The 24,586-nt window shown below is 69.5% G+C and carries 15 protein-coding genes and 1 tRNA gene; 9 read left to right on the top strand and 7 right to left on the bottom strand.

The features are described 5' to 3' along the window. Positions 1–238 precede the first annotated feature (238 nt). Genes FAB82_RS16570 through FAB82_RS16560 form a run of 3 tightly spaced genes read left to right on the top strand, consistent with a single transcriptional unit; the run spans position 239 to position 2,916 of the window. Complete coding sequence (locus tag FAB82_RS16570; RefSeq protein ID WP_168801642.1) at positions 239–1,477, top strand: sensor histidine kinase; 1,239 nt, start codon at positions 239–241, stop codon at positions 1,475–1,477. After that, positions 1,465–2,118: a response regulator transcription factor gene (locus FAB82_RS16565; protein ID WP_136535651.1), complete on the top strand. Its 654-nt coding sequence runs from the start codon at positions 1,465–1,467 to the stop codon at positions 2,116–2,118. The genes FAB82_RS16570 and FAB82_RS16565 overlap by 13 nt, the downstream gene beginning before the upstream one ends. Before the next feature lie 3 nt (positions 2,119–2,121). After that, positions 2,122–2,916 carry a DUF4097 family beta strand repeat-containing protein gene (locus tag FAB82_RS16560; protein ID WP_136535650.1) on the top strand — a complete coding sequence of 265 codons (795 nt, stop codon included), beginning with the start codon at positions 2,122–2,124 and terminating at the stop codon, positions 2,914–2,916. A 91-nt stretch (positions 2,917–3,007) separates the two neighbouring features. Here FAB82_RS16560 and FAB82_RS16555 read toward each other — a convergent pair whose 3' ends face one another. Both FAB82_RS16555 and FAB82_RS16550 read right to left on the bottom strand, forming a co-directional pair. Beyond that, entirely contained in the window at positions 3,008–3,478 is a 471-nt protein-coding gene (locus FAB82_RS16555; RefSeq protein WP_136535649.1) for a hypothetical protein, read from the bottom strand. 78 nt (positions 3,479–3,556) lie between these two features. Further along, positions 3,557–4,453, bottom strand: a complete 897-nt coding sequence (locus FAB82_RS16550) for a helix-turn-helix transcriptional regulator (RefSeq protein ID WP_136535648.1) — start codon at positions 4,451–4,453, stop codon at positions 3,557–3,559. A 397-nt stretch (positions 4,454–4,850) separates the two neighbouring features. Here FAB82_RS16550 and FAB82_RS28415 point away from each other — a divergent pair, with 397 nt between their 5' ends. Beyond that, positions 4,851–7,919: a S8 family serine peptidase gene (locus tag FAB82_RS28415; protein ID WP_168801641.1), complete on the top strand. Its 3,069-nt coding sequence runs from the start codon at positions 4,851–4,853 to the stop codon at positions 7,917–7,919. A gap of 106 nt (positions 7,920–8,025) precedes the next feature. Here the strand turns inward: FAB82_RS28415 and FAB82_RS16540 are convergent, their stop codons facing one another. Continuing rightward, positions 8,026–9,255: an FAD-dependent monooxygenase gene (locus FAB82_RS16540; RefSeq protein ID WP_136535646.1), complete on the bottom strand. Its 1,230-nt coding sequence runs from the start codon at positions 9,253–9,255 to the stop codon at positions 8,026–8,028. After that, positions 9,252–10,646: an MFS transporter gene (locus FAB82_RS16535; protein WP_136535645.1), complete on the bottom strand. Its 1,395-nt coding sequence runs from the start codon at positions 10,644–10,646 to the stop codon at positions 9,252–9,254. Before FAB82_RS16535 ends, FAB82_RS16540 begins: the two co-directional genes overlap by 4 nt. Positions 10,647–10,886: 240 nt before the next feature. On the opposite strand from FAB82_RS16535, the gene FAB82_RS16530 reads away from it, so the two are divergent. After that, a complete protein-coding gene (locus FAB82_RS16530) occupies positions 10,887–11,519 on the top strand; it encodes a TetR/AcrR family transcriptional regulator (protein ID WP_136535644.1) in 633 nt (210 codons plus the stop codon). A 151-nt stretch (positions 11,520–11,670) separates the two neighbouring features. On the opposite strand, the gene FAB82_RS16525 is transcribed toward FAB82_RS16530, so the two are convergent. Beyond that, positions 11,671–11,743 (bottom strand) — tRNA-Arg (locus FAB82_RS16525). A 379-nt stretch (positions 11,744–12,122) separates the two neighbouring features. Between FAB82_RS16525 and FAB82_RS16520 the strand changes: the two genes are divergently transcribed. Together FAB82_RS16520 and FAB82_RS16515 are read left to right on the top strand one after the other, a co-directional pair. After that, positions 12,123–14,489 (top strand): ribonucleoside-diphosphate reductase subunit alpha, encoded by a 2,367-nt coding sequence (locus FAB82_RS16520; protein ID WP_136535643.1) that lies wholly within the window; start codon positions 12,123–12,125, stop codon positions 14,487–14,489. Positions 14,490–14,670: 181 nt separating this feature from the next. Beyond that, a complete protein-coding gene (locus FAB82_RS16515; RefSeq protein WP_136535642.1) occupies positions 14,671–15,666 on the top strand; it encodes a ribonucleotide-diphosphate reductase subunit beta in 996 nt (331 codons plus the stop codon). A 193-nt stretch (positions 15,667–15,859) separates the two neighbouring features. Here FAB82_RS16515 and FAB82_RS16510 read toward each other — a convergent pair whose 3' ends face one another. Next, complete coding sequence (locus tag FAB82_RS16510) at positions 15,860–17,941, bottom strand: serine/threonine-protein kinase (protein ID WP_168801640.1); 2,082 nt, start codon at positions 17,939–17,941, stop codon at positions 15,860–15,862. A 576-nt stretch (positions 17,942–18,517) separates the two neighbouring features. Then, a complete protein-coding gene (locus FAB82_RS16505; protein WP_168801639.1) occupies positions 18,518–21,874 on the bottom strand; it encodes an adenylate/guanylate cyclase domain-containing protein in 3,357 nt (1,118 codons plus the stop codon). Positions 21,875–22,175: 301 nt separating this feature from the next. Here FAB82_RS16505 and FAB82_RS16500 point away from each other — a divergent pair, with 301 nt between their 5' ends. Together FAB82_RS16500 and FAB82_RS16495 are read left to right on the top strand one after the other, a co-directional pair. After that, positions 22,176–22,673, top strand: coding sequence for a hypothetical protein (locus FAB82_RS16500; RefSeq protein ID WP_136535639.1), 498 nt, complete (start codon positions 22,176–22,178; stop codon positions 22,671–22,673). 81 nt (positions 22,674–22,754) lie between these two features. Beyond that, on the top strand, positions 22,755–23,747 hold the full coding sequence (locus FAB82_RS16495; RefSeq protein ID WP_136535638.1) for a phosphotransferase enzyme family protein: 993 nt from the start codon (positions 22,755–22,757) through the stop codon (positions 23,745–23,747). Positions 23,748–24,586: the final 839 nt, after the last annotated feature.

Here is a 24,586-nt window from a genome sequence, read left to right as displayed (position 1 = left end):
GAGCTCGAGGTGCCGGCCGGAGGGGCACGGGTGAGCAGGTTCTGCTTCCCGCCGCATGACGCAACGGTATTTTCGGTCGAGTGCCACCGCATCGGTCTTAACCTCCAATCCGGTGGTGAGGTTGTCTCTACCCCAGGGCCGAGGTATCCACGGCGGCAACGGGGTGGAGATAACCTCACCCCGGCATCGGCAGACAGCGCTGATGCGGCCGGATACCGGGCGGAACTACAGTTCCCACATGGACTCCGTTTCCGGTGCACCCTCCGCATTGGTCAAGGCGCTCTGGGCGCCGGCGACCTGGCGGGCGCTCGCCCACCTGGTATCGGGCGGGATCATCGGTTTCGCCAGCGGTCTCACACTGCTGCTCCTGCTGATCTTGACCCTGTTCGGGGCGCCCACCGTCATACTTCCGCTCGTGGGCTGCGCGCTCATTTTGAAGCTCGGCGGTGCGCTCACCGCCCTCCAGCGGTCGCGCCACCGGGCATTCCTCTCCCTCGACCTGCCCACCGAGCCCTCCTCGGTCCCCTTCACCGTCAATCCGCAAGTGCTCGTGAGGCGATTGGGGGAACGCAGAACCTGGGTCCGGTTCGGCTACCACGTCTTCGCGGTCTTCTTCGGTTACGGCGCCGCATGGCTCGCCGTCGCCGCCTGGGCGTTCGGACTGGCGCTCATTGCGGCGCCGCTGTACCTGGGCGAGGGGAACGAGTTCGCGCATCCGTATGTCCTGTGCGGCTTCGGCATCGCCCTGGTGCTCGCGGCCCCCTGGACCACGCGGGGACTCGCCGCGCTCGACGCTCTGGCGGCGAGCCGGATGCTCGGCGTCCTCCGCAGCGAGGAGCAGGAGCGGCGGATCACCGACCTGACCGCCAGCCGCAGCGCCACAGTGGACGCCGCCGACGCCGAGCGCCGCCGCATCGAGCGCGACCTCCACGACGGCGCCCAGCAGCGCATCACCGCGCTGGCCGTCGATCTCGGCATCGCCCGCGCGACCATTCCCGACCTGTCGGAGGACGCCGATCGGGCGCTCGCCAGGGCGCACGAGGAGTCCAAACAGGTGCTGGCCGAACTGCGAGACCTGGTGCGGGGCCTGCACCCGGCGATCCTGGAGGACCGCGGGCTCGACGCGGCCCTGTCGGCGGTCGCGGCCAGGTCCCCGATCCCGGTGCGCGTCAAGGTCGTCATGGACCGCCGGGTGCCCCGCGACATCGAGGCCGTGGCCTACTTCGTGGCGTGCGAGTCGCTCACCAATGTCGCCAAGCACGCCGAGGCCACCCGGGCCGCCATCGAGGTCTCGCTGGAACCGGCGCTGCTGCGCCTCCACATCGTCGACAACGGCTCCGGCGGAGCCGATCCCGACCGCGGCACCGGACTGCGGGGCCTGGCCGACCGGGTGCGCTCGGTCGACGGGAACTTCCGTCTCACCAGCCCGGTCGGCGGGCCGACCAGCATTGAAGTGGAGTTGCCATGCGCGTCGTGATCGCCGAGGACTCGGTCCTGCTGCGGGAGGGCCTGGCCCGGCTCATGGAGGTCGGCGGCTTCGCGGTGATCGACACCGTCGGGGACGCCGAGCAGCTGCTGCGCTCGGTCGAGCGCGACTGCCCGGACCTCGTGGTCGCCGACGTGCGCATGCCGCCCGACCAGAGCGACGAGGGCCTGCGCGCCGCGCTGGTGCTGCGCCGCACTCACCCCGACCTGCCGATTCTCATGCTCTCCCAGTACGTCGAGGAGCGCTACGTGACCGAGCTGCTGACCGGGCGGCCCCGCGGTATCGGCTACCTGCTCAAGGACCGCGTGGCCGACGTCAGGGAGTTCCTGGACGCCGTCGAACGCGTGGCCGGGGGCGGCACCGCCCTCGACCCGGAGGTCGTCTCGCAACTGCTGGTGCGCCGCCAGGGAGACGAGCTCGATCGGCTCACCCCGCGCGAGCGGGAAGTACTGGCGCTCATGGCCGAGGGCCATTCCAACAGCGCCATCGGAGCGACGCTGTTCCTCAGCGACGGCTCCATCTCAAAGCACATCAACAGCATGTTCACCAAGCTCGGCCTTCCGCGCAGAGACATACACAACCGCCGGGTGCTCGCCATCCTCAAGTACCTGCGCGCGAGCGGAGAGGACTGAACGATGACCACCGTGCAGAGCAGTCCCGGGGACAAGGCGACCCCCGCACCGGCCCGGCGCCGGGCCTGGTTGATCGTAGGCGGCATCGCCACCGGAGTGGTCATGCTGCTGGCCGTGGCCGCCGCCGGGGGCAAGATCTGGTCCGCCCTCACCCCGGAGCGCAGCGAGGGCGACGCGGCGGTGTACGCCGCCCCGGTCTCGGGCGTCCAGATCGATGTCGAAGTCGGACAGGTGAACCTGAACGCGAGCACCGGCCCGGACTTGGAAGTGTCGCGCGAGACCACCTGGCAGGGCACCGAACCCGAGACCCCAGAGCAGTGGCGGGCCGACGGGACCTTCGAGGCGCGGGCGGACTGCGGGTCGGGCGGGTGGCTCCGGGACAGGCCCGAGTCCTGCGCGGTCGACTACGAGATCGCCCTGCCGCCCGGCGCCGCGGCCGAGGTCCGCACCTCGTTCGGCAACGTGAGCGCGACGGGTCTCGACGGCGTCGTGGACCTGCGGACCGGCATGGGCGACATCGACGCCCGCGGCCTGCGCTCGACCGACACCACAGTGGAGACGAGCGCCGGCGGCATCGGTCTGTCCTTCGCCGAGGTGCTGAGCGACATCGAGGCGGGCTCCGATGTGGGCTCGATCGTCGTCACCGTCCCCGCCGACGGGATGACCTACCACGTGGACGCCGACACCGGTATCGGAGACAGCGCCATCGACATCGACACCGTGCCCGCCGCCGAGGCCGACTACACCATCACCGTCGAAACCCGCATCGGCGACCTGCGGATCCAATACGCCCCTTGACATCCGCGGGAGTGCCCCCGTGACGAGAGAAGATCCGCCCGAGTCCATCGACTCGGGCGGAGCCTCGCCCGGCCGCAATGACGATCCGGGATCACCAGCGGCAGCCGAAACCGGCGCATGGCACATCGATGGCGGCGCGGTCGCTGTCGGCCCCGCAGTAGCGGGTGCCGTCGACGGTCCCGTCGGTGGTGTATTCGGCGGTGTAGGCCTCAAGCGTTTCGCTGGTGGCCGCGAGGATGTCCTGCGAGCCGCCTTCGTAGCGGCGTTCGGCGAGGCCTTCGGCGTCGGTGATGCCGGATCCGGCGTACTCCGGCGCCTGGTCCTCCCCATCACGACTGCGAATGAGGTAGAACGCGATCTCGGCCCCCTCGACGGACGCACCGTCCGAAGTGAGCCTGGCGGTGAGCGCGATCGGCTCGGTCCCGGATTCGGCGCTCACCTCGGTGACTTCAACGGTGGCGGCCTCGCAGCCGCTGGTGCCGGGGACGATTCCGCAGCCGGTGAGGAGCGTCGCAGCGAGCAGCAGCCCCGCCACGACCGCGACCGTCATTCTTCTGGACAATCCGGTTCCTTCTCGGGCAAGCAAAAGGGGGGCACACGCGGATCAGGGTAGCCCCCCGGTTCCAGCTCCACTGCCACCTCAGACGGCCGTCTCACTCTGCTCGGCCGCGAACGAATGGCGGGCGGCCGGAATGTTCCCGTCGAGCCGCAGCAGCGCCTCGTGCTCGGGGCTGCCGGGGACGGCGAAGCAGTAGAGCAGCCGGTGCCCTGGGGTCCCTTGGATCTCCATGGCCTGGAACCCCATTTTGACCTCGCCGATCTCGGGGTGATGGAAGTTCCTCTCGCCGTAAACGGGTTCCTCCACTTCGTAGCGGTCCCAGAGCTCGGCGAACTCCCGGCTCAGGGCCCGCAGCTCGCGAACCAGTCCGGAATGGTCCGGAGCGGGGGGCTCGGTCGCGGCCAGCCTCCGGAGGCGGACGACGCAGCCGCGCGCCATGATCTCCCAGTCGCCGCAGCGCTTCCGGGCGACCGGTTGCAGGAACAGGGCTCGGGCGAGGTTGCGCTTCTCGGGAGGCAGGTCCTCGATGCCGTCCAGCATCCGCATCCCGCTCGGGTTGGCGGCCAGCAGGTCGTAGCTGCGGCTGGTCACCACGGCGGGGTACGGCCGCAGGCTCTCGAGCATCAATTCGATGCCCGGCGGCACGGAGCGGTTCGGCGTGACCTTCGACGCGACCCGACAGTCGGCGCGCGCCACCAATATCCGCAGGTGGCGGAGTTCGGCCTCGTTCAGGCGCAGGGCCCGTGCCAGCGCATTGGCCACCTGTGGGCTCGGGCGGGTCTCCGTGCCTCGCTCGAGGCGTCGGTAGTAGCCGGTGCTGACCCCGGCGAGCATCGCGATCTCCTCGCGGCGCAACCCGGGAGTGCGCCGCACGCCGGGGCCCGCCGCCAGACCGACGTCTTCGGGGGAGGTCTTCTCCCGCCACGCGCGCAGGAACTGCCCCAGTTCCGTGCCCATGCCCTGCCGCACTCCTGCCATGCCACTTTCTTAACACGCGCCCCGACTGCTTGGGGGACCGAGACCCGGCCCCCCTGCGAGCCTTGTTCGTATTGACGATGGTTGTCGCTTCAAGCAATCATATTGTCGAACTGTTCCCGCTTCAGGAAGGTTCCAGCTCTTATAAGTCGAACATCCTGTTTAGGGGAACTGTCATGGGATGGCTTCTCCCCGTTGCCATTCCCGTTCCTCAGGATCGGCCCGCACGGCACCGACCGGGCCCGACTGAATGACCACTCCCCCAACGGCGCGGTATTGGGTTGGCCGCGCCAGTCGGAGCGTGCCCGCTCCCCAGCAGCGGGCGCGCTCCGACCAAATCCATTCCGACTCAGCGCGATCCCCGCCGCTCGAACACTCCCCCCTGAAAGGAAGACTCCCAGTGGAACCGTCACGTCCACCCCGCACCGCCGACCGCCGGCGGCGCAGAGCCGCGGCCCTCGTCGCGACGTCCACCGCGATGGCCATCGCCGCCGTCGCCGTTCCCGCACAAGCCCAGACGGCCGACCCGGCACCGGCCCAGTCCTTCAGGGGCGGTGACTACATCGTCCAGTTCGCGGACGACCCGGTCGCCGTCTACAACGGAGGCCTGCCGGGCCTGGAACGCACCGCGCCCGCCGAAGGCGAGATCATCGAACAGGACGCCCGGGAGGTCGAGGAGTACCGCGAGCACCTGGCCGGGATCCGCGACTCCGTCCTCGCCGAGGTAGCCGAGGCCGAACCGGTGGCCGAGTACGACACCGTGTTCAACGGCGTCGCCGTCACACTGTCCGCCGCCGAAGCCACCGAGCTGGCCGCCGACGAGCGCGTCGCCGGCGTCTTCCCCAACACGGTCCAGACACTCGAGCTGGACACCTCGCCCGACTTCCTCGGACTGTCCGGTTCGGAGGGCTCGTGGGAGACCGAGTTCGGCGGCCGGGAGCACGCCGGGGAGGGCACTGTGGTCGCCGTCGTCGACGACGGCTTCTGGCCCGAGCACCCATCGTTCGCGGCCCTGCCCGAGCCCCGCCCCGACCAGGACGTCATCGACGCCAAGTGGAGCGGCGAGTGCGTCGAGGGCGAGGACGAGGACCCCGCGAACAACGTCACCTGCAACAACAAGGTGATCGGCGCCCGCTGGTACGACACCACCGACTGGGGTGCGGGCTTCGACGGCCCCAGGTCGCCGCGGTCCGACTGGTCGCACGGCACCCACGTCGGCAGCACCGCCGCCGGAACCGAGACCGACCTCGTCCAGGACGGCGAATCCCGCGGCACGATCTCGGGCCTGGCGCCCGCGTCCCGGCTGGCGTTCTACAAGGCCTGCTGGGGCAGTCCCTTCGACGGCGGCGGCTGTCCGACCTCGGATACGGTGGCGGCCTTCGAAGACGCCGTCAACGACGGCGTCGACGTCATCAACTTCTCCGTCGGCGGCAGCCGGGAGACCGTGAACGACCCGATGTCGATCGCGATGTTCAACGCCGCCGCCGCCGGCGTCTTCGTCGCGGCGTCCGCCGGGAACAGCGGCGCGAGCGACGAGGGCAACGTGGCCCACCCCGCCCCGTGGGTGACCACGGTCGCCGCTTCCACGCACGGCCGGGCCGTCGAAGGCTCGCTGAGCCTCGGCGACGGCCAGAGCTTCCCGTTCGGCACTATCGGCGGCTGGGCCAGCCAGGACAAGGAGTTCGACCTGGTGATGGCCGAAGCGGTGGCGCTCGACGGAGCCGATCCCGAGGACGCGAGGCGCTGCCTCGCGGGCACCCTCGACGAGGCCGCAGCGGCGGGCCGGGCGGTCGCCTGCGCCCGCGGTGGTGGCGCCTACTTCCATGAAAAGGGCCGAGAGGTCCTCGATGCGGGCGGGGAGGCGATGATCCTCTACAACGAAGACCCCGAGGTGGACGATCTCCGCGCCGACCCCGCCGAGAATCCGATCCTCGCGGCGCACATCGACGTCGAGGCCGGCGACGCCCTGGAGGAGTACGCCTCCGGCGGCGACGAGGCGACCGTGACGCTGCACCCGCTCGAGTCGGTCGAACACCCCGCGCCGGAGATGGCGTCCTTCTCCTCGGTCGGTCCGACCGGTGTGCCGGGCGGCAACATCCTCAAGCCCGACCTCTCCGCCCCCGGCGTGCAGATCCTCGCCGGGTACACCCCGGACGCGTTGGCCGGAGACGAGGACTTCGGCATCATGAGCGGCACCTCCATGTCCAGTCCGCACGTCGCCGGGCTCGCCGCGCTGCTCAAGGCCGCCAACCCCGACTGGTCGACGATGGCGGTCAAGTCGGCGCTGATGACCACCGCATACCAGACCGACACCGAGGGCAGCCCGATCCAGCGCGGCGGCGAGGACGCCACGCCGTTCGACTTCGGCGCCGGGCACGCGGACGGTCGGTCCATGTTCGATCCCGGCCTGGTATACGACTCCGGCGCCGAGGACTGGGTCGCCTACGGCTGCGCCGTCGGCCAGTTCCAGGAGCTCGACGGCGGCGAGACCTGCGCCTCCAGCGAGGCCGAACTCGGCGTCGTCGAAGCGAGCGACCTGAACTATCCCTCGATCACCGTCGACGGCGTGCCCGGCTCGCAGACGGTCACCCGGACGGTGACCAATGTGGGTGACGAGTACGCCGATTACGTTCCGAATATCGAGGCCCCGGCCGGTTTCGAGGTGAGCGTGGACCGCCAGTCGCTGGGCATCGACCCCGGAAAGTCGGAGACGTTCACCGTCACGGTCACCCGCACCGACGCCGCGGCCGGCGAATGGTCCTTCGGCGCGCTGACTTGGAGCGACCAGCACGGCCACGAGGTCCGCAGCCCGATCACGGTGCGAGCCGTGGATGTCGTCGCGCCCCACGAGGTCCTCGGCAGCGGCTCGGAGGGTGCCGTCGAGATCGACTTGCGCACCGGGTTCGAAGGGACGCTCGACATCGCCGCGTCCGGCCCGATCGCTTCGCAGGTCGAACAGTTCGATCTCGCGAGTGCGGGCGAGACCGACTTCCCGGTGGACGATCCGAGCGAGGGCGAGGCGACCGCGTCCTTCGAGCTCGCCGTGCCGGCCGACGGCGCCATGGGCAGGGTCGCGGTCGTCGGCGAGGAGTACGAGGAGGGGACCGACCTGGACCTCATCGTCTACGAACAGCTCGACGACGGGACGCTCGAACTCGCGGACGCACCGTTCGAGGAGGGATCCGACGAGCAGATCGACCTGGAACCGGGCCGCACGTACCAGGTCTTCGTCCACGCGTGGGACGCGCCGACCGAGCGGGTCGACGCGACGGTGCACACCTGGGTCCTGCCAGGGGACGCTGAGCCCGGCCTCCACGTGGATCCTGAGTCGATCGAGGCCGACCTGGCGGGCGAGCACACCGTCACCGCGAGCTGGTCCGGTCTGGACGCTGAGGGCCGCTATCTCGCGGCGTTGCGGTACTTCGCGGGAGAACGGCCCGCGGGGCGGACGGTGGTCGTGCTGAACTGACCATCGTCTGCGGCTGGTCCCCGCGCCTGAACTCCCGGTTGGGGGAGTTCATGCCGGGAGACCGTCCGGCTCGGGGAAGCGGCTCGGCTGCTTCCCCGAGCGAGGACTACCGCGGCTTCGGGGAGCAGTCGGGCAGCGTCAGGGCCGTGTAGGCCGGTCGTGGGGTCGGGGCGGGCATGGCGACAAGGTCGCGGAGCCTGGCGTTGCGTTGTTCCAGGGCGTGCGCCGTGGTGGGGAAGAGCGCGGCCGCACCGTGGTCGACCAGCGCCTGGTTCGCGGCTACGAACTCCCGGGTGTCGTGTTCGTAGGCGGCGAAGGCCGCGGAGTGGTCCCGGTTCGCGGCCAGGGCATTGGCGAGCATATAGGCGCCGACCAGTGCGAGGCTGGAGCCTTGTCCGGTCAGGAACGAGGGTGCGTACGCGGCGTCCCCGACGAGCGCGACCCGGCCGCTCGACCAGCCGGGCATGCGGATCTGGCCGGCCGTGTCGTAGAACAGGTCGTCCGCCCCGCGCATGGCGTCGATGATGCGGGACACCTCCCAGCCGGCGTCGGCGAAGACCTCGGTGACCAAGTCCGCCTGAGCTTCTGGGTTCCGGAGAGCATCGAGCGGCGGCTCCGGTCGGTGGAAGTTCAGAAAGGCGTGCAGCTCGTCCTCCTTCCCGCCGGTGGCGTAGAGGGCCGCGGCCCTGCCGGGGGTGTTCCACATCAGGAGCTCGTGGGAGAGCCCGAGGATGTTGGGCATGGTGAACACGGCGAAGCAGTAGCCGAGGTAGCGGTGGAACCGCTCTTCGGGGCCGAACAGGATCCTCCGCGTGTGCGAGTGCATGCCGTCGGCGCCGACCACCAGGTCGAACGTGCGCCGGTCGCCGCCGCGGAAGGTGATGTCGACCCCGTGTTCGGACTGGTCGAGGGTGTCGATGGAGTCGTCGAACAGGAATTCCACGTTGTCGCGGACCGTCGCGTAGAGGGTCGCCGTCAGGTGCCCGCGCCCCATTTCGAGGTCCTGTCCCTCGATGCTCCCGGCAAGGACGTACGGGTGGACCGAGGCCACCTCGCCGCCATCGGCGTCGAGGAAGGCGAGCCGCCGCGAGTCGATGTGCGCTTCCCGCAGCCGCGGCAGTATCCCCATCCGCCTGACCACCTCTATCGCGGTTCCGCGCACGTCGATCGGGTAGCCGCCACCGCGTGGCGCGCTCGCCTTCTCCACCACGGTGACCGCGAAGCCGTACCGGTGCAGCCAGTACGCCAGCGTGGGTCCGGCGATGCTGGCCCCGGAGATCAGGACCGTGGTCTTCACGGTGCTCCTCGAGGTGTTCGACGGATCGGTGGAGGTCATGCCCGGGTTCCTTTCTTCATGACGCGAACGACGAGCAGTGACAGCGCGGCGATGACGCCGGCGATGACGAAACTCGTGGCGAAGGCCGATTCGGCCGGCAGGCCCGACACCGGGTCGGTCCCGGCGCCGAGGATCGCGGCGCCGATCTGAGCGCCCAGGGCGATGCCGACCACGCGAGTCACGACGAGCAGGCTGGTGGCGATGCCGGTGTCTTCGGCGGCGACGGCTGTGGCGGTGCTGGCGAGCAACGCCACCGCACTGACGCTGACCGCGAACGCGATCAGCGTCCTCGCGAGCACCAGTTGCCAGGCCGCGTCGTGCAGCGACGCCAAGGCGATCAGGGTGGCCGCCGTGACGATGGCGCCCGCGGTGATCACGGCACGCGGTCCGAAATGCCGTGCCGCGATCCCGCCGACCGCCCCGGCCGCCACCCCGGCGATGGTCGCGGGCACCAGGAACAGTCCGATGTCGGTGGAGCTGGCCCCGAATCCGTACCCCTCGGCCGAAACGTCGAACAGCTGTGGGACGAGATAGGCCGCCATCCCGAAACCGAGACTCATGAGGAGGGTGACCACGCACGAGCCCCACATGGCCGGCGTTGTTAGCATTCGCAGATCGACCATGGGCGAGGACGCCCGGCGCTCGACGGCGACCCATCCGGTCGCGAGGGCGGCCACGACTACCGTGACGGCACCGACCGCGAGTGGCGGCAGGCCGCCGCCGGTCACCGCCATGAACCCGAGCACGAGCGCGACCAACGTGCAGCTCAGGAGGATCACGCCAAGCCAGTCGATCCTGGAGTCCGACTCGGCCGGCGGATCATCCGGCATCAACCGGGACACGATCAGCGTTGTCGCGATGATCGCGATCGTCGGAATCGCGAACATCCAATGTCGAGACAGTCCCTCCGCGATCGGCCCGGCGATCAGCATTCCGACCAGGCTGCCGCCCGTGAACAATCCGCTGACGATCCCGACGGCCACCTGCGTCTGGCCTGGCGGGAGGTGTTTGCGCACCAGGATGAATGAGAGGGGCAGCGCACCCACCATCGCGCCCTGCAGTACCTGGCCGAGCAGCAGCACCGGCAGGTTCGGCGCCAGGCTGGAGAACAGGCCACCGGCTGAGACCACTGTCATCAACACGACCAGGACTCGCTTTCCGCCGTAGCGGTCGCCGAGTTTGCCTGCGATGGGTGCGACGACCGCACCGGTGATGAGCAACGTAACGAAGATCAGTGCGCCTTCGGCATTACCGATCCCCAGATCGCGTTGCAGCAGCGGGAGCGACGGCTCCACCACTGCCTGCAGGGTGCCGAGGGCGAGTGCCAGGGTGCCGAGGGCACCGATCGCCAGTTTCCCGATGCGGACCGGGGATTCGAGAGTTACAGCCATTGACGTCCTCTTCATCGTTGGTCGCGAGCAGCGAGCGCGGGCCTCGCCTGCGGTGGTGCGCCGCGCCCTCGTGGCGTCCGCCTCCGGGTTCGGGCGCCGACCGCGCGCCGCCAGAGGCGATCAAATGACGACCCCGTGCCGGCATTCAATACCGCTACACTACACGGTGCAGTGCGATTTGTCCGTACCTGCCCGCGACGACCGAGAGGAGCTGTGTGCAAGGTCCGTTAGGATCTGCCTATGTCGACAGGGAAGACGCTGCGTGCAGGGTCCGCACAGAAGAGGGCCGCCATCCTCTCGTCGGCTCGTGAGTTGTTCGTCACCGATGGATTCGACCGATCGAGCGTCGACGCGGTAGCCGCTCGTGCCGGGGTGTCCAAGCGGACGGTCTACGACTACTTCGGCGACAAGCAGTCCTTGTTGCACGCGGTCTTCGACGCCGTGGGCCAGTCATTGCTCGCGACGGTCCGGCGCACCCTCGCCGACACGCTCAACGACCTCACCGACGCCGCCGAGCTAGAGCCCGCCCTTGTCACGTTCTCGATGCGGATCTCGACCGACATGCTCGACTCGGCGGAATACACCACCCTGCAACGACTTGTTCGCACCGCATCCGGCCACCTGCCCCACCCTGACGACCGCGCCCTGACCGACGCGCCGGAGGAGGCCATGGGCGAACGGTTCGCCGCCCTCGCCGAGGTCGGCCTGCTCGACGTCCCCGACGCGCGGCTCGCGGCCGACCACTTCATCGCACTGACCTTCGGGGTCACGCTCAGCAGGCTCGGTTCCGCGAACGCCGCGGAGGACGCTCGGGTTCGCCCGCTCATCGTCGAGGGAGTGCGGGCGTTCCTGCGGGCATACCGGGCCGGATGACGACGCCACGGCCGCATCCCCTCCGGACAACTCCCGTCCGACCACGCACTGGCGCGAGGCGACCGGCCCGTGCTCGGGGCCGCCGGCCCTCTCCCCCAAGGAAACAAAAAAGAACTGCGTAACCACACGATGGTTACGCAGTTCCTCACAGTGCCCCCGGCAGGATTCGAACCTGCGACACCTGGTCCCGGAAACCAGTGCTCTATCCCCTGAGCTACGGAGGCCCGCACAAGACTTGTAAATCAAGACTTGCAGTACAGAGAGTTGAACTTCAACTCTTGAACCGGACCGATGCTATCAGCCGTTGGCCGGGCCTTCGCGAGCGGTTTGGCCGGTGAGGATCACACCTTCGGCGGACTCGGCGGTTTCGGCTCTGGAGTGTCGGTGGTCGGGCATAGGCTGGCCCCTCAGAAACCCCCGAGCTTAGCTGACACGCTGCGGGAACACCATTCGAAACACCGGAAAAACGCAACATGTTGGGGCGACCCCACCGGGCGACCACTACATGTATGATTCTGCGTTGTCAGGCCGACGGATTCACTCCCACCGTGAATTCGGGGCCGGGCCGCCGTACGCACTCGCACGTCATGAGGGGACGCAGAGATGACCGGGCTCGCCACCACGACATCCGCCGCCACCAACACCGCTCCGCAGCAGCGGGGCGCCCAGGGCGGCGGCGACCCAGCCGCCGTCATCGCCGCGCGGATTCGGGCCCATGCGGCCGGACTCCCCGATGTCGACGCCGAGCGGGTCGTCACGCAGATCAATGACGGCCTGTGGCCGGGCGCGACCGAGGCCGCACTGCGGGAGCGGGCCATCGAGATCACTTCCGCCACAGTCGCTTCCGAGCCCACATACTCCAAGCTCGCCGCCCGGCTGCTCGCCGAGCACATTGCCGAGGAGACCGCTTCCGAGGGCGTGGTGTCCTTCACCAGCTCGATCGCGGCGAGCCGCGAGAACGGGCTGCTTTCGGACGAGCTGGTCGAGTTCGTCGCCGCCCACGGCGCCGAGCTCGACGCCGTCATCGACGAGGCCGCGGACGACCGCTTCGAGTACTTCGGACTGCGGACGGTCTACGACCGCTACCTGCTGCGCCACCCTGAGCACCGCACCGTGCTCGAGCGCCCCCAGCACTTCATGCTGCGCGTCGCTTGCGGACTGAGCCAGAGCGTGGAGGAGGCCGCCGAACTGTACAGCCTGCTGTCGCAGCTGGCCTACCTGCCCTCCTCGCCCACGCTGTTCAACTCCGGCACCCGCCGCCCGCAGCTGTCCTCGTGTTTCCTGCTCGACTCGCCGAAGGACGAGCTCGACTCGATCTACGAGCGCTACAGCCAGGTCGCCCGCCTCTCCAAGTACGCTGGCGGCATCGGCATCGCCTGGTCGCGAGTCCGCTCGCGCGGCTCCCTCATCCGCGGCACCAACGGGCACTCCAACGGGATCGTGCCCTGGCTGCGCACCCTCGACTCGTCCGTCGCCGCCGTCAACCAGGGCGGCCGCCGCAAGGGCGCGGCCTGCGTCTACCTCGCGTCGTGGCACGCCGACGTCGAGGAGTTCCTGGAGCTGCGCGACAACACCGGTGACACCGAGCGCCGCACCCACAACCTCAACCTGGCCAACTGGATCCCCGACGAGTTCATGCGCCGGGTCGAGGCCGACGCCCAGTGGTCGCTGTTCGACCCCAAGGAGACGCCCGAGCTTGTCGACCTGTGGGGCGACGACTTCGACGCCGCCTACCGCGCCGCCGAGGCCGCCGGGAAGGCGCGCAAGACCGTCCAGGCCCGCGAGCTCTACGGGCGCATGATGCGGACGCTCGCCCAGACCGGCAACGGCTGGATCACCTTCTCCGACACCGCGAACCGGACCTCGAACCAGACCGCGAGGCCCGAGAACGTCATCCACCTGTCGAACCTGTGCACCGAGATCCTGGAGGTCACCAACGACTCCGAGACCGCCGTGTGCAACCTCGGCAGCGTCAACCTGGCCGAGCACTGCTCCCCCGCGGGCTTCGACTTCGACCGGCTCGAGGACACGGTCCGCACCGCCGTCAAGTTCCTCGACCGCACCATCGACCTTGGCTTCTACCCCACCGCCGAGGCCGAGAAGGCCAACCGCAAGTGGCGCCCGATCGGCCTGGGCTGCATGGGTCTCGCCGACGTGTTCTTCAAGCTGAAGCTCGACTTCGACTCGCCCGAGGCCCTGGAGCTGTCCACCGCGATCGCCGAGCGCATCGCCGTGGTCTCCTACGAGACCTCCGCGCGGCTGGCCGAGGACCTGGGCGCGCACCCGAACTTCAACGAGACCCGCGCCGCCGACGGGGTCCTCCACTTCGACCACTACGAGAACGCCCGCGTCACCCTGGGCCGGCGCTGGGAGGCCGTGCGCGAACGCATCGGACGGACCGGGCTGCGCAACTCGCTCATGATCGCGATCGCGCCGACCGCGACGATCGCGTCCATCGCCGGCTGCGCCGAGTGCATCGAGCCGGTGGTGTCCAACGTGTTCAAGCGCGAGACCCTGTCGGGCGAGTTCCTTCAGGTCAACCGCCACCTGATCGCCGAGCTCAAGGAGCGCGGGCTGTGGAATGAGCAGCTGCGGCAGGCCATCGTGGTCGCCGAGGGCTCGATCCAGGGCATCGAGGAGATCCCGGCCGACCTCCAGGCGCGCTATCGCACCGCCTGGGAGCTGCCGCAGAAGGCGCTCATCGACCTGGCCGCCGCCCGCACGCCGTTCATCGACCAGGCCCAGTCGCTCAACCTGTTCCAGGCGAGCCCGACCATCGGCAAGCTCTCGTCGATGTACCGCTATGCCTGGAAGGCGGGCCTGAAGACGACGTACTACCTGCGCAGCCGCCCGGCCACCCGGATCAACCAGACCACGGTGAGCAAGGCCAAGCCGGCCCAGATCGAGACCGTCGCCGAGGACGTCGCCTGCTCGCTGGAGAACCCGGAGACATGCGAAGCATGTCAATAGGGCAGAGCGCTGCGAGGCCCGCGGCAGCGTCGAGGCACGAAGTGTCTCGCCAGTAACGAAGTGCGGGGAGCGGCCCTGGGCCGCTCCCCGATCTCCCCCTCGCACCGCCCCCTTTGAACACCCAAGCGCCGAGGCCGTTCCGCGGCCGGCACATACACCGACTCAAGATGAGGACCCGCCGATGCTGCTCGACCCGGGCATGGACCTGACCCTGCGACCGATGAAATACCCGGACTTCTACGACCAGTACCGGGCGGCCATCAAGAACACCTGGACCGTCGAGGAGGTCGACCTCGCCTCGGACCTGACCGACCTGGCCGGCTTCACCGAGCAGGAGCAGCACCTCATCCACCGCCTGGTCGCGTTCTTCGCCACCGGCGACACGATCGTCGCGAACAACCTGGTGCTCAACCTCTACCAGCACGTCAACTCCCCCGAGGGTCGGCTGTACCTGTCGCGGCAGCTGTTCGAGGAGGCCGTGCACGTCCAGTTCTATCTGACGCTGCTCGACACCTACCTGCCCGACCCCGAGGAGCGCACGAAGGCGTTCGACGCGGTCAACAACATCCCCTCGATCAAGCGCAAGGCCGACTTCTGCTTCAAGTGGATCGACTCGGTCTTCGACATGCGGGAGCTCGAGACCGCGGGCGACCGCCGCAAGTTCCTGCTCAACCTGATCTGCTTCGCCGCGTGCATCGAGGGCCTGTTCTTCTACGGCGCCTTCGCCTACGTGTACTGGCTGCGCAGCCGCGGCCTGCTGGACGGGCTCGCCACCGGCACCAACTGGGTCTTCCGCGACGAGTCGTGCCACATGAACTTCGCGTTCTCGGTGGTCGACATCGTGCGCGCCGAGGAGCCCGAGCTGTTCGACGACGAGATGCGCCGGCAGGTCACCGACATGATGGAGGAGGCCGTCGAGGCCGAACTCCAATTCGCCGAGGACCTCATCGGCGACGGCATGCCGGGCATGACCGTCAAGGACATGAAGTCCTACCTGGAATTCGCCGCCGACCAGCGCCTGGAGCGACTTGGCATGGAGAAGCGCTGGGGCTCGGAGAACCCGTTCCCGTTCATGGCGCTGCAGGACGTCCAAGAGCTGACGAACTTCTTCGAGCGCAGGCCGACCGCCTACCAGACCGCCGTGGAGGGCAAGGTCGACCTCGACGAGGAGTTCTGATCAAAGGCCGTGCCACACGGTAAGCCCTGCGAACCGTGGATCACCCAGTCCCTGGCACGCCGCCGTTCCTATAGGATATATCCTATAGGAATGCGAGGGCCCGGCACGGAAACCCGTGCCGGGCCCTTTCGTTTGCGCTCTGGGGGTTTCAGTTTTGGCCGGTGTTCACCGGTTGGTGCTCACCGGGTGGTGTTCAACCTGAGCGGACGAAGGTCGGGCCGCTGACGTCCTCGCCGTCGTACGGCGTCGCCACGCACATGAAGGTGCCGTCGCCCGGCAGGTGCAGGTCGGTGGTCCATTCGACCGAGTCCGAGCCGATGAGCTGTTCGAGCGGGCCTCCCTCGCGCTGGCCGTTGACGCAGGCGGCCGCGACGGTCTCGTTCGCCGCCACATCGGCGGGCTCGGCGTCGGCGACGTCCTCGGGGAGCTGGCCGGTGGCGTAGCCCTCCCACAGGTGCGCGCCGTCGCAGGAGGCGGAATCCAGAGCGTCGATGGCGCCGGTGAAGCAGGTCGCCTCGGTGACGCAGCCGACGCCGTCCTGATCGAGCGTGCAGTCCTTCTCGTACTGGCCGACCATAGACTGTTCGGCGAGGTTCGTGGGCTCCTCGCCGCCGAACAGCCAGACGGCGCCGAAGACGAGCAGGCCGAGCACGACGAGCGCGGCGATGGACAGGCCGATGATCCGTCCGACTCCCGAGCCGGTGTCGCCTTCCTTGAGGCGCCGCTCGCGGCGGGTCATGCCGGTCTCGGGGCGCGGCACGGGCACCGGCAGGCGCGAGTCCCTATCGGCCGCTTCGCGATCGAATCCGGCTCCCGCACCGGCGCCGCTGGTGGCGGGGCCGCCGCCGGCGCTGCCGCTGAAGGCCTCCCATTTGGCGGTCTCGTTCACCGGGGAGGGCCCGGGGTCGGCGGGGTTGAAGGCCCGGCCGGGTTCGGGGGCCGGCTGCGGTGTGGCGGGGTGGCGTTCGGCGCCCGAGTTCGACGGCGTTCCCTGCCGCGGCGCGGCGTGGTCGGGGACGATTCGAGGGCCGACCGGGGAGACCGGAGCCGACTGGACGGCCTGGTGCCCGGGGGCCGCCTGGGCCACTTGGGACGTCTGAATCGTTTGTGTCGCTTCAGTCTGTGTCGCTTCAGGACCTCGCGACACGCCGGAGCGGCGACCGCGCCGCCTGCCCGGGGCGAGCCGCAGCGTCGCGGGCGCGTCGGCGAGGTCGGCGTCGGTCAACGTCGGCTGGGTACCCGTCGCGTCGGCGTTCCCGCTGAGGTCGAAGCCCTCCCGCGGCGGCGAACTGTAGGCGCCGTAGGTGCCGACCCCTTCGGGCCCGGCAGCGGCGGCGGCACCCGGTACGGGCGCACCGGTGTCGGTGACGCGCGGGAGGACCCCGGTCGAGGCCTCGGGGATGCTCGCGAGGAACTCACGGAACTCGACGGCGGTGGGCCGTCCCTCGGGGTTGTTGATGAGCGCGGTGCGCAGGATTTCCAGCAACAGCGGAGAGATACCGGGAATCTCCGGAATGGGCCGGTCGAACAGGGCCGCAACCTCATTGATGTCGCGGACGCCTTCCGAGTGGAAGCGCGGCGGGCAGCCGTTGAGCATGGTGTAGAGCGTCGCCGCCAGGGAGTACACGTCGGCGCTGGGCCCGGTCTCCTGCATCCGGAAGACCTCTTGCGGGGCGTACGCGGGGGTCGCCATGATCGAGATCGGCTCGCCGGGGCGAGGGGCCGGCATGAGGCACGAGAGCCCGAAGTCGGCCAGGACGGCCTGCCCGTAGTCGTTGACGAGGATATTGGCGGGCTTGATGTCGCGGTGGACGATCCCGGCCTCGTGGGCGGCGGCCAGAGCGTCGGCGACGCGGATGCCGATTTCGATGGTCCGCTGCGGCGGGAGGGTCGTGTAGTGGTCGAGCATCTCCGCCACGGACCCGCGGCAGCGCTCCATGACCACGTACGGGTTGGCCGCGTGGGTGAGCCCGGCCGAGACCATCTCGACCACGCAGGGGTGGTTGGAGAGGCGGCCGGCGGTCTGGACGTCGTGACGGAAGCGCTCGCGTCCGGCGTTGTCGGTGAGCGGCCGCGATTCGATCTTGACGGCGACTTCCTTGCCGTCGTCGAATTTGGTGGCGCTGTAAACGATCGAGTAGGCGCCGCGATCGATTTCGCTGAAGCCGGTGAGCCGTTCGATGCCCTCGAGCAGGGACTCGGGGTCGATTTCGCGTCCTCTTCCCAGGTCTCCGGTCGTCGCTGCTCCTGGACGCACCGGGGAGATGGGGGCCACCGGTGGGGAGAGGGGAGCGTGAGGAAGGGGGTGGGGATCGGTTGGCGCACCGTAGGACGAGATCGTGTCCACTAGCTACAGCCTCCGTGATGTCGAGCATGGATCGGTTCCGAGCGCGAGTCAGTGCGGGTCGCGCTTCGGACCGATTTCGCTGTACTGCGCGAGTCGTAGGACCTTCGGTCGATAACGTTACGGCAACGCGCCTCAGAATCTGTATACGCCTGAACGAAGAGACAGTCACAACTGGCCGAAAGGTTGATATGTCGCTGACAATGGGCAAAGCCTCGGTGGCCCATAGTGAATGCATCCCCCGTGTGGCGCGCGGGAGGACGGGCGGGCCGACGGTGCCGATGCGTCGGGTTCGAGGCACTCCCGTCCACCCGCCGCGTCTCTTCCGCCACTTCAGGCGCACCGTTCACAGGTCTCAGTGCTCTGGAGGTCTGTGCTCTTAGGCCGGATCTCGGGGCTCGGCCCAGCGCTGGGCTCAGCGATGCGGGCACTCCGGTCGCAGGAGACCGTCGGCCGGTGCTCGGAGTGGTCGGGGCGCTGGCGGTTCGCATCGTCTCGGAGTCCGCCCTACGATGCCAGGTACTGCTCGGCCCAGGCGGTCGCCGCCGGGTCCTCGCCGAATGACTTGGGCACCAAGGCGGCCCACTTCTCGGCCTCCTCGCGGCGGCCGGACTCGTCCAGCAGCCGCGCGTAGCGCGCCACAATCGCCCGGCGCGGGTAGCCCAGGGACGGCTCGTCCCAGTGCTCGGCCAGCGCCTTCAGTTCCTCCAGCGCCCCGGCCTGGTCGCCCTTGGCGGCGCTGACCTCCGCGAGCAGGGCGCGGGCTGCGGCCAGGGCCGGTTCGAGGACGTCCTCGGTGACGAGCGCGAGCGCCTGGTTCGCGGCGGCCTCGGCGGTGTCGAGGTCGCCCGCTTCGAGGGCGCAGCGGCCTCTGAGGTTGCAGGCCAAGCTGATCAGGAGCGGATGGCCGGTCTGGGTGCCGTATTCCTCGGCCGTGGTGGCCAGGTCGATGGCGTGGTCGAGCGCGCCGATCGAGCGGGCGGCGAGGGCGCGGACGTACTTGGCGAAGCCCCTTCCCCAGTCGTCGTCGATGCGGTCGAAATCGGCGAAGGACTTGCGGGCGGCGGCGTCGGCGCCCTCCGGGTGGCCGAGCGAGACGGACGCGGCGGCGCCGGTGGCGCGCAGCAGCCCGACGGCGAAGATGTCGCCCGAGCGGGCGCCGATCGGGAGGAACACGTCGGACAGCCGCCGCGCTTCGGAGAAGCGGCCGGCCATGAGCAGGGCGAACGCGGAGACGCCGCGGACCCAGGCGCGGCCGACGAGGTCCATCTGGCGGGCGAAGGCCTTGGCGGCCTCGCGCAGGACGTCGTCGGCGCCGTCGAAGTCGCCGCGGGCGACCAGGACCCAGGCCTGGTGCTGGAGGGCCCAGGCGAGGCGGCGGTCGTCGCCGACGCCGAAGGCGGTGTCGTAGGCGTCGAGGAAGCGGGCCTCGGCCTCGGAGAGGTGCCCGGCGAGGAAGTCGAGCAGGCCGATGCGGCACTGGGCGTCGCAGCGGGGCCCGGCGAGTCCTTCGCGCCGCGAGAGCGCGAGGGCGGCGGTCCAGGCGCCGCGGGCGGATTCGAGCTCGCCCTTGAAACGGTGGAGCCGGCCGCGCAGCAGCAGGAGTTGGGCGACGAGTTCGGCCTCGGATTCGGGGAAGTCGTCGCCGAAGAGCTGGCCGGACGGGTGGTCGTCGTCGTGTTCGTCGGCGGGGACGATGAGGCCCAGGTCGACGGCGAGGCCCTCGATCTCGGCCTCGGCCTCGGCGGTGCGGCCGAGCCTGGTGAGGGCGCGGCCCCGCAGGAGCCGGTCCGAATAGGACAGTGTGGAGAGCTTCTCGACGTCATTGAGCAGGGCCACGGCCCGCTCGGGCTCGGAGGCGTCCATGGCGCTGGCGGCCTGCTTGCGGACGGCGTCGAGGGCGAGCGGGAGGACGTTCCAGACCTCGTCGAGCGCCTCGATCTCGACCTCGCGGGCGAGCATGACGGCCTGTTCGGCGTGGTAGACGACGAGCTGGTCCGAGGACTGCCCCTCGAGTTCGGTGTCGGCGGCCCAGCGGGCGATCTCGGCGTGCGCGTGGGCGGCGTCGGCCTTCCCGATGGGCGCGTAGGCGGCCTGGCGCAGCAGCGGCGTCACGAAGCGGTAGCCGCCGTAGGAGCGGCGCCGCAGCATGCGCCGGTCGAGCAGTTCCTGGAGCGCGCGCTCGAACTCGCCGGGCACCTCCTTCTCCAGCAGCTGGGTGGCCTCGGGCGGGACGGCGTCACCGAAGATGGAGGCCGCCCGCAGCAGCGCCCGCGCGGCGGGGCTGAGCGCGTCGATGCGGGCGCCGAGCACCTGGGCGAGGTCGCGCGAGAGCATCTGCCCGGCCAGCGACCCGGCGGCGAGCCGCCAGGACTCCCCCGAGCGGATCAACAGGTCCTGCTCGACCAGGAGCGTGACGAGCTCGGCGAGGTAGTACGGGTTGCCCTGGGCGAAGCCGAGCAGGCGTTCCTCGTCCTGCTTGGGAAGCCGCTCGCCGCCGAGGAAGCCGCGCAGCAGCCGGGCGGCGTCGGCGCCGGCCAGCGGCGGCAGCGGGTGGACCTCGGCCTCGGACACGCGGGTGAGCACGCCGGAGGACCGGGTCAGTTCGGGGCGGCCGTAGAGCAGCACCAGGACGGGCCCGGTGATCTTGGCGAGCGCCACGCCGAGCGCGTCTATGCCGTCGGCGCTGGCGGTGTGAAGGTCGTCGATATTGAGCACGATCGGTCCCTGGAGGGCCAGGTGCGTGATGAGCTCGGCGACGGCCTCGGGGATCGTGTACGCCTCGGACTGCTTGCCGGTGAACCCGCCGGCCCGGTCAGTGCGGACGGGCCTCCCGTGGCCGAGAAGCCCGAGCAGGATCTCGACATTGAGGCGGCAGTCGCCGTGGGCGTCGTGCCCGTCGGCGATGCGGCGGAGCTTGGCCTCGGCGGTGGCGCGGTCGTCGTCGAACTTCATGCCGGCGGCCTTGCGCACCAGGTCGGCGAGCGGCCCGAAGCGGCGCCCCTCGCCGTAGGGGGCGGCCCGGACGGTGAGGACGCGGGCGCCGCGCTCGGTGGCGATGGTGCGGACCTCGCGGGCGAAGCGGGTCTTGCCCATCCCCGCCTCGGCGGTGTGGATGAGCACCAGCGGCTCGCCACGGTCGATGACGGCTTCGAGGCGGCCGGTGACCCGACCGATCTCGGTGTCGCGACCGATGAACGGCGCGGTGTCCCCGAGACTTGCGCGGGTGCCCGGCTCGTCTTCGAGCCCGAGGAGCTGGAACACCTCGACCGGCTCACGCTTTCCCTTGAGGCGCACGGGAGTCAACCGGCGCCAGGCGGCGGCGTGCCGGGTGGCGCGCATGGTCTCCTCGCCGGCCCAGACGGTGCCGACAGCGGCCGCGTCGCACAGGCGCGCGGCGGTGTTCACGGTGTCCCCGATGACGGTGTACTCGAGGTTCGCCTGCATCCCGGCCACGACCAGCCCGGACCGAAGCCCGATGCGCAGACCGATGGGCAGGCCCCCGCCGGACTCGGCCTTGAGCATGCGCCTGACGCGCTTCTGCATGGCCTGGGCGGCGCGAATGGCGCGCTCGGCATCGTCCTCGTGCGACAGCGGGGCCCCGAACACGGCCATGAGGCCGTCACCGGTGAGCTTGTCGACGTGCCCGCCGAACTCGTTCACGGCGGAGACGCACTCGGCCAGGAGCCGGTCGGTCACGGACGAGACCCGCTCGGGGTCGAGGCTTTCTGACCAGGTGGTGAAGTCGGAGAGGTCGCAGAACAGCACCGTCACGTAACGACGCTCGGTCTGGGGCGCGCTGGCCTCCGGCGACAGGGGCGCACCGCAGTTATGGCAGTAGCGCGCACCCGGCACCGTGGGCACGGAGCAGAATGGGCAGGTCACAGCAGCACCAACACCGAGACCAGGGTGTGTTGTTCCCCACTCCTTGTGGGAATGGCGAGGATCTTCCGGTTCACGGTCGCAAGGATACGTGTCCTAGCTGACAGATACCTGTGTGCAGGGGCACAATTCCCTCACGGATCCTCAGCCCACCCCGACAAACCCCCCGTTCGGCGGACCGCCCGAGCCGCCGCGAGCGCGAGCCCACCACCGACCCACCCGCCTCGATAAACTCAGTGCACTGAGCCAACCCCTCGCAGGCTCCGAGAACGAAAGACCGCCCATGCCCCCTGAACCCGACCCGGCGACGCCTGCCGTGCTGACGGTCCGCTTCCGCCGCCGACTCCATCCTTGGGCATTCGTCGGCTACGTGGTCGGTTGCCTCCCGCTCGCTATAGCCGTGGACATCTTCTTCCCGTCGCGGCCCGGGTTTCAGTGGGTATTGGTAATCGCCGGTCTAATAAGCTGCCTCGCCGGTGCCGCTGTCGTGGATCGGACCCAAAAGGTCCAATTCACGTACGACCGCAGCTCGAGAACCATCAGGGCCCGGGATCGATTGTGGGGCACCTGGCGCACCTATCCACGCAAGAACTTCGAGCGGCTTGAGCGCTCGACCGATCCCCGGGGCGTGTTCGAAGTCCGTGCCGATGGGGAGCGTCACCGGCTCGACATCGGGGGCGGGCTCGCCCATCCCGACGATTGGAAGACTTTTCTCGAGTGCTTCCTGGAAGATCACGCCGCCCGGGACACGCCACCCGACCCGGACACCACCCACACGTGATTTCGCCTCCGGCGCTACCAACCTTCTTAGACGGCGCCTAATTCCGTTGTGCTCGAATACGGGACGGAGTTGAATGCACGCATGGATGCAGCGCAGGTGGCCGAGCAACTCGGCCTCGGGAGGTCGCGGCGTCCCGCGACGGCACTCAAGGATGAAGAGGGGTCTTGGGCCTGGAAGGTCGACACCGACTCCGGCGCGTGGGTGGTGAAGGTCAACAACGACTGGGGCGACCACTACGCCAGAGCCATCGAACAGGCGGGTCAACTGGAGATAGGGGCCTGGCGGGCCGGGGTCGCGATGCCCGAGCCGTTCATCCCCGACGCAGCCACGGTGGGTCTGTGGCAACCGATCGGCGAGAACCGCTTCGCCAGGGCCCTGCGGTTCCTCGACGGCGAGCACCCCACCACGCCCCTCGCTCCGGAGGTCGCGCATTGGACGGGCGCGACCATCGCCGCTCTCGCACGGTTGGCGATCCCGGCCGACCCGACGATCGACTTCGCCTTCAATCCCCATCCTGAATCCGACTGGGACGAATGGCTCGACCAGGCGATCGACCTCGGAGTCCTCGACAAGGAAGCGGCGCGGGCGCTCAAGGACGCCGCGATGTACATCAACCCGATCACCGAGGCAGCCCTTGCGTCGCCACCGGAGAAGCTGATCGTGCACAGCGACATCAGCTTCGCCAATATCCTGCTCACCGCGGACGGCCCGGCCCTGCTGGACTTCGACGGCGCGGCGCCGGGGGTGCCCTGGTGGGAGCTGATCGCGACCGCATTCGGCCTGGACGGCACCGACATCCGCACCATGGAGCCCGAGCGGACCACTGTGGACAATTGTCTGGCCGGGTTCGCGGACGCCGGGGGCGGTATCGGCCCGACCGACGAGACGGCCTTCACCGGGATGCTGGCCGGACGCCTCGCGTCCACGGCCTGGGAGCTGTGGATGGCCTGCGGACACCGCGGCGGCGGCCCCGAGCTGCACGCCGAGTTCACCCGCGCCGTGAGACTCTCCGTCAGCGCCTTGACGACCATGGTCGGGTCGACCCCGGAATGGGCCACCTGGCTACGCGCCTGACACCGATTCGAAGACTGCCTCATCCTCACCATGGATGACTTCCCGGGCGGTCTCTTCGGTTCCTCGTCGGAGGAGAACGGCTCGGACTGACATCGGCTGCAACGGATGAAGGACTGCCGCTGAGGTCATCAGCAAAGTCAGAGGTCGTGCCGGGTTGGGCTTCAAACCGATCGGCGACAGACGGGGTCCGCTTGACTCGGTGGCGGTCTGCTGGGTTCGGGGCGTGTTGGGGTCGGGCCTCAAACTCATCAGCGACAGTGGAGGTCCGTCTGGCCCTGGGGCAGTCGCCTGGCGACCAGGGTGCGGGTGGGTCGGGCTTCAGACGGATCAGCGACAGCGGGGGGCTGCCCGGGATGGGGGCGGTCTGCTGGCTGCCGAGGTGCGAATGGGGTGGGGTTCAGACGAATCAGCGATGAAAAGGTGAACTTCCCTTCGGCTCGGCCGCTGGCCTTCGGGTCTGGTGATGGTGGCGGTCGGGGCGGGCAGCGATGGGGAGGTGGAAGGTGGCTGGCGTTCGTTGCGGGAGTGGGGGCCTTTGGTGTTGCCGGTGTGGGGGCTCTGGTGTGGGGCCGTGGAGGCCATGGAGAGCCCGGTGAGGGTTGGTTCGGTTGGCGGGCAGGGGGAGGGGCCCGATCCTCGGAGGTTGTCCTGAGGGTTCGGGCTGCACATCCTGGTATGGGTGTGCTTTCCCCGCCGCTGTTACTGCCCGCGGCGGGGCACCGTAACCGGTCGCCTGGTGGGGCGGCTGTCGCTGCTGCCCGTTCATGCTCCGGGGCGGTTGGTGTTCGGAAGCGCTCTCGTGCTCGGGCTTTGGCTTGCTTGAGGTCCATGCCGATCCG

The sequence above is a fragment of the Glycomyces buryatensis genome, assembly GCF_004912275.1.
Lineage (GTDB): Bacteria > Actinomycetota > Actinomycetes > Mycobacteriales > Micromonosporaceae > Glycomyces > Glycomyces buryatensis.
Note: the sequence above shows the minus strand (reverse complement) of the source record. Positions and strands in the feature narration are given on the sequence as shown.

Excerpts from the sequence above, each read along its gene's own strand:
- FAB82_RS16560 (WP_136535650.1), top strand. The coding sequence starts at position 2,122 with ATGACCACCGTGCAGAGCAGTCCCGGGGACAAGGCGACCCCCGCACCG.
- FAB82_RS16550 (WP_136535648.1), bottom strand. The coding sequence starts at position 4,453 with ATGGCAGGAGTGCGGCAGGGCATGGGCACGGAACTGGGGCAGTTCCTG.
- FAB82_RS16540 (WP_136535646.1), bottom strand. The coding sequence starts at position 9,255 with ATGACCTCCACCGATCCGTCGAACACCTCGAGGAGCACCGTGAAGACC.
- FAB82_RS16500 (WP_136535639.1), top strand. The coding sequence starts at position 22,176 with ATGCCCCCTGAACCCGACCCGGCGACGCCTGCCGTGCTGACGGTCCGC.
- FAB82_RS16565 (WP_136535651.1), top strand. The coding sequence starts at position 1,465 with ATGCGCGTCGTGATCGCCGAGGACTCGGTCCTGCTGCGGGAGGGCCTG.
- FAB82_RS16495 (WP_136535638.1), top strand. The coding sequence starts at position 22,755 with ATGGATGCAGCGCAGGTGGCCGAGCAACTCGGCCTCGGGAGGTCGCGG.
- FAB82_RS16515 (WP_136535642.1), top strand. The coding sequence starts at position 14,671 with ATGCTGCTCGACCCGGGCATGGACCTGACCCTGCGACCGATGAAATAC.
- FAB82_RS16520 (WP_136535643.1), top strand. The coding sequence starts at position 12,123 with ATGACCGGGCTCGCCACCACGACATCCGCCGCCACCAACACCGCTCCG.
- FAB82_RS16535 (WP_136535645.1), bottom strand. The coding sequence starts at position 10,646 with ATGGCTGTAACTCTCGAATCCCCGGTCCGCATCGGGAAACTGGCGATC.
- FAB82_RS16530 (WP_136535644.1), top strand. The coding sequence starts at position 10,887 with ATGTCGACAGGGAAGACGCTGCGTGCAGGGTCCGCACAGAAGAGGGCC.
- FAB82_RS16570 (WP_168801642.1), top strand. The coding sequence starts at position 239 with ATGGACTCCGTTTCCGGTGCACCCTCCGCATTGGTCAAGGCGCTCTGG.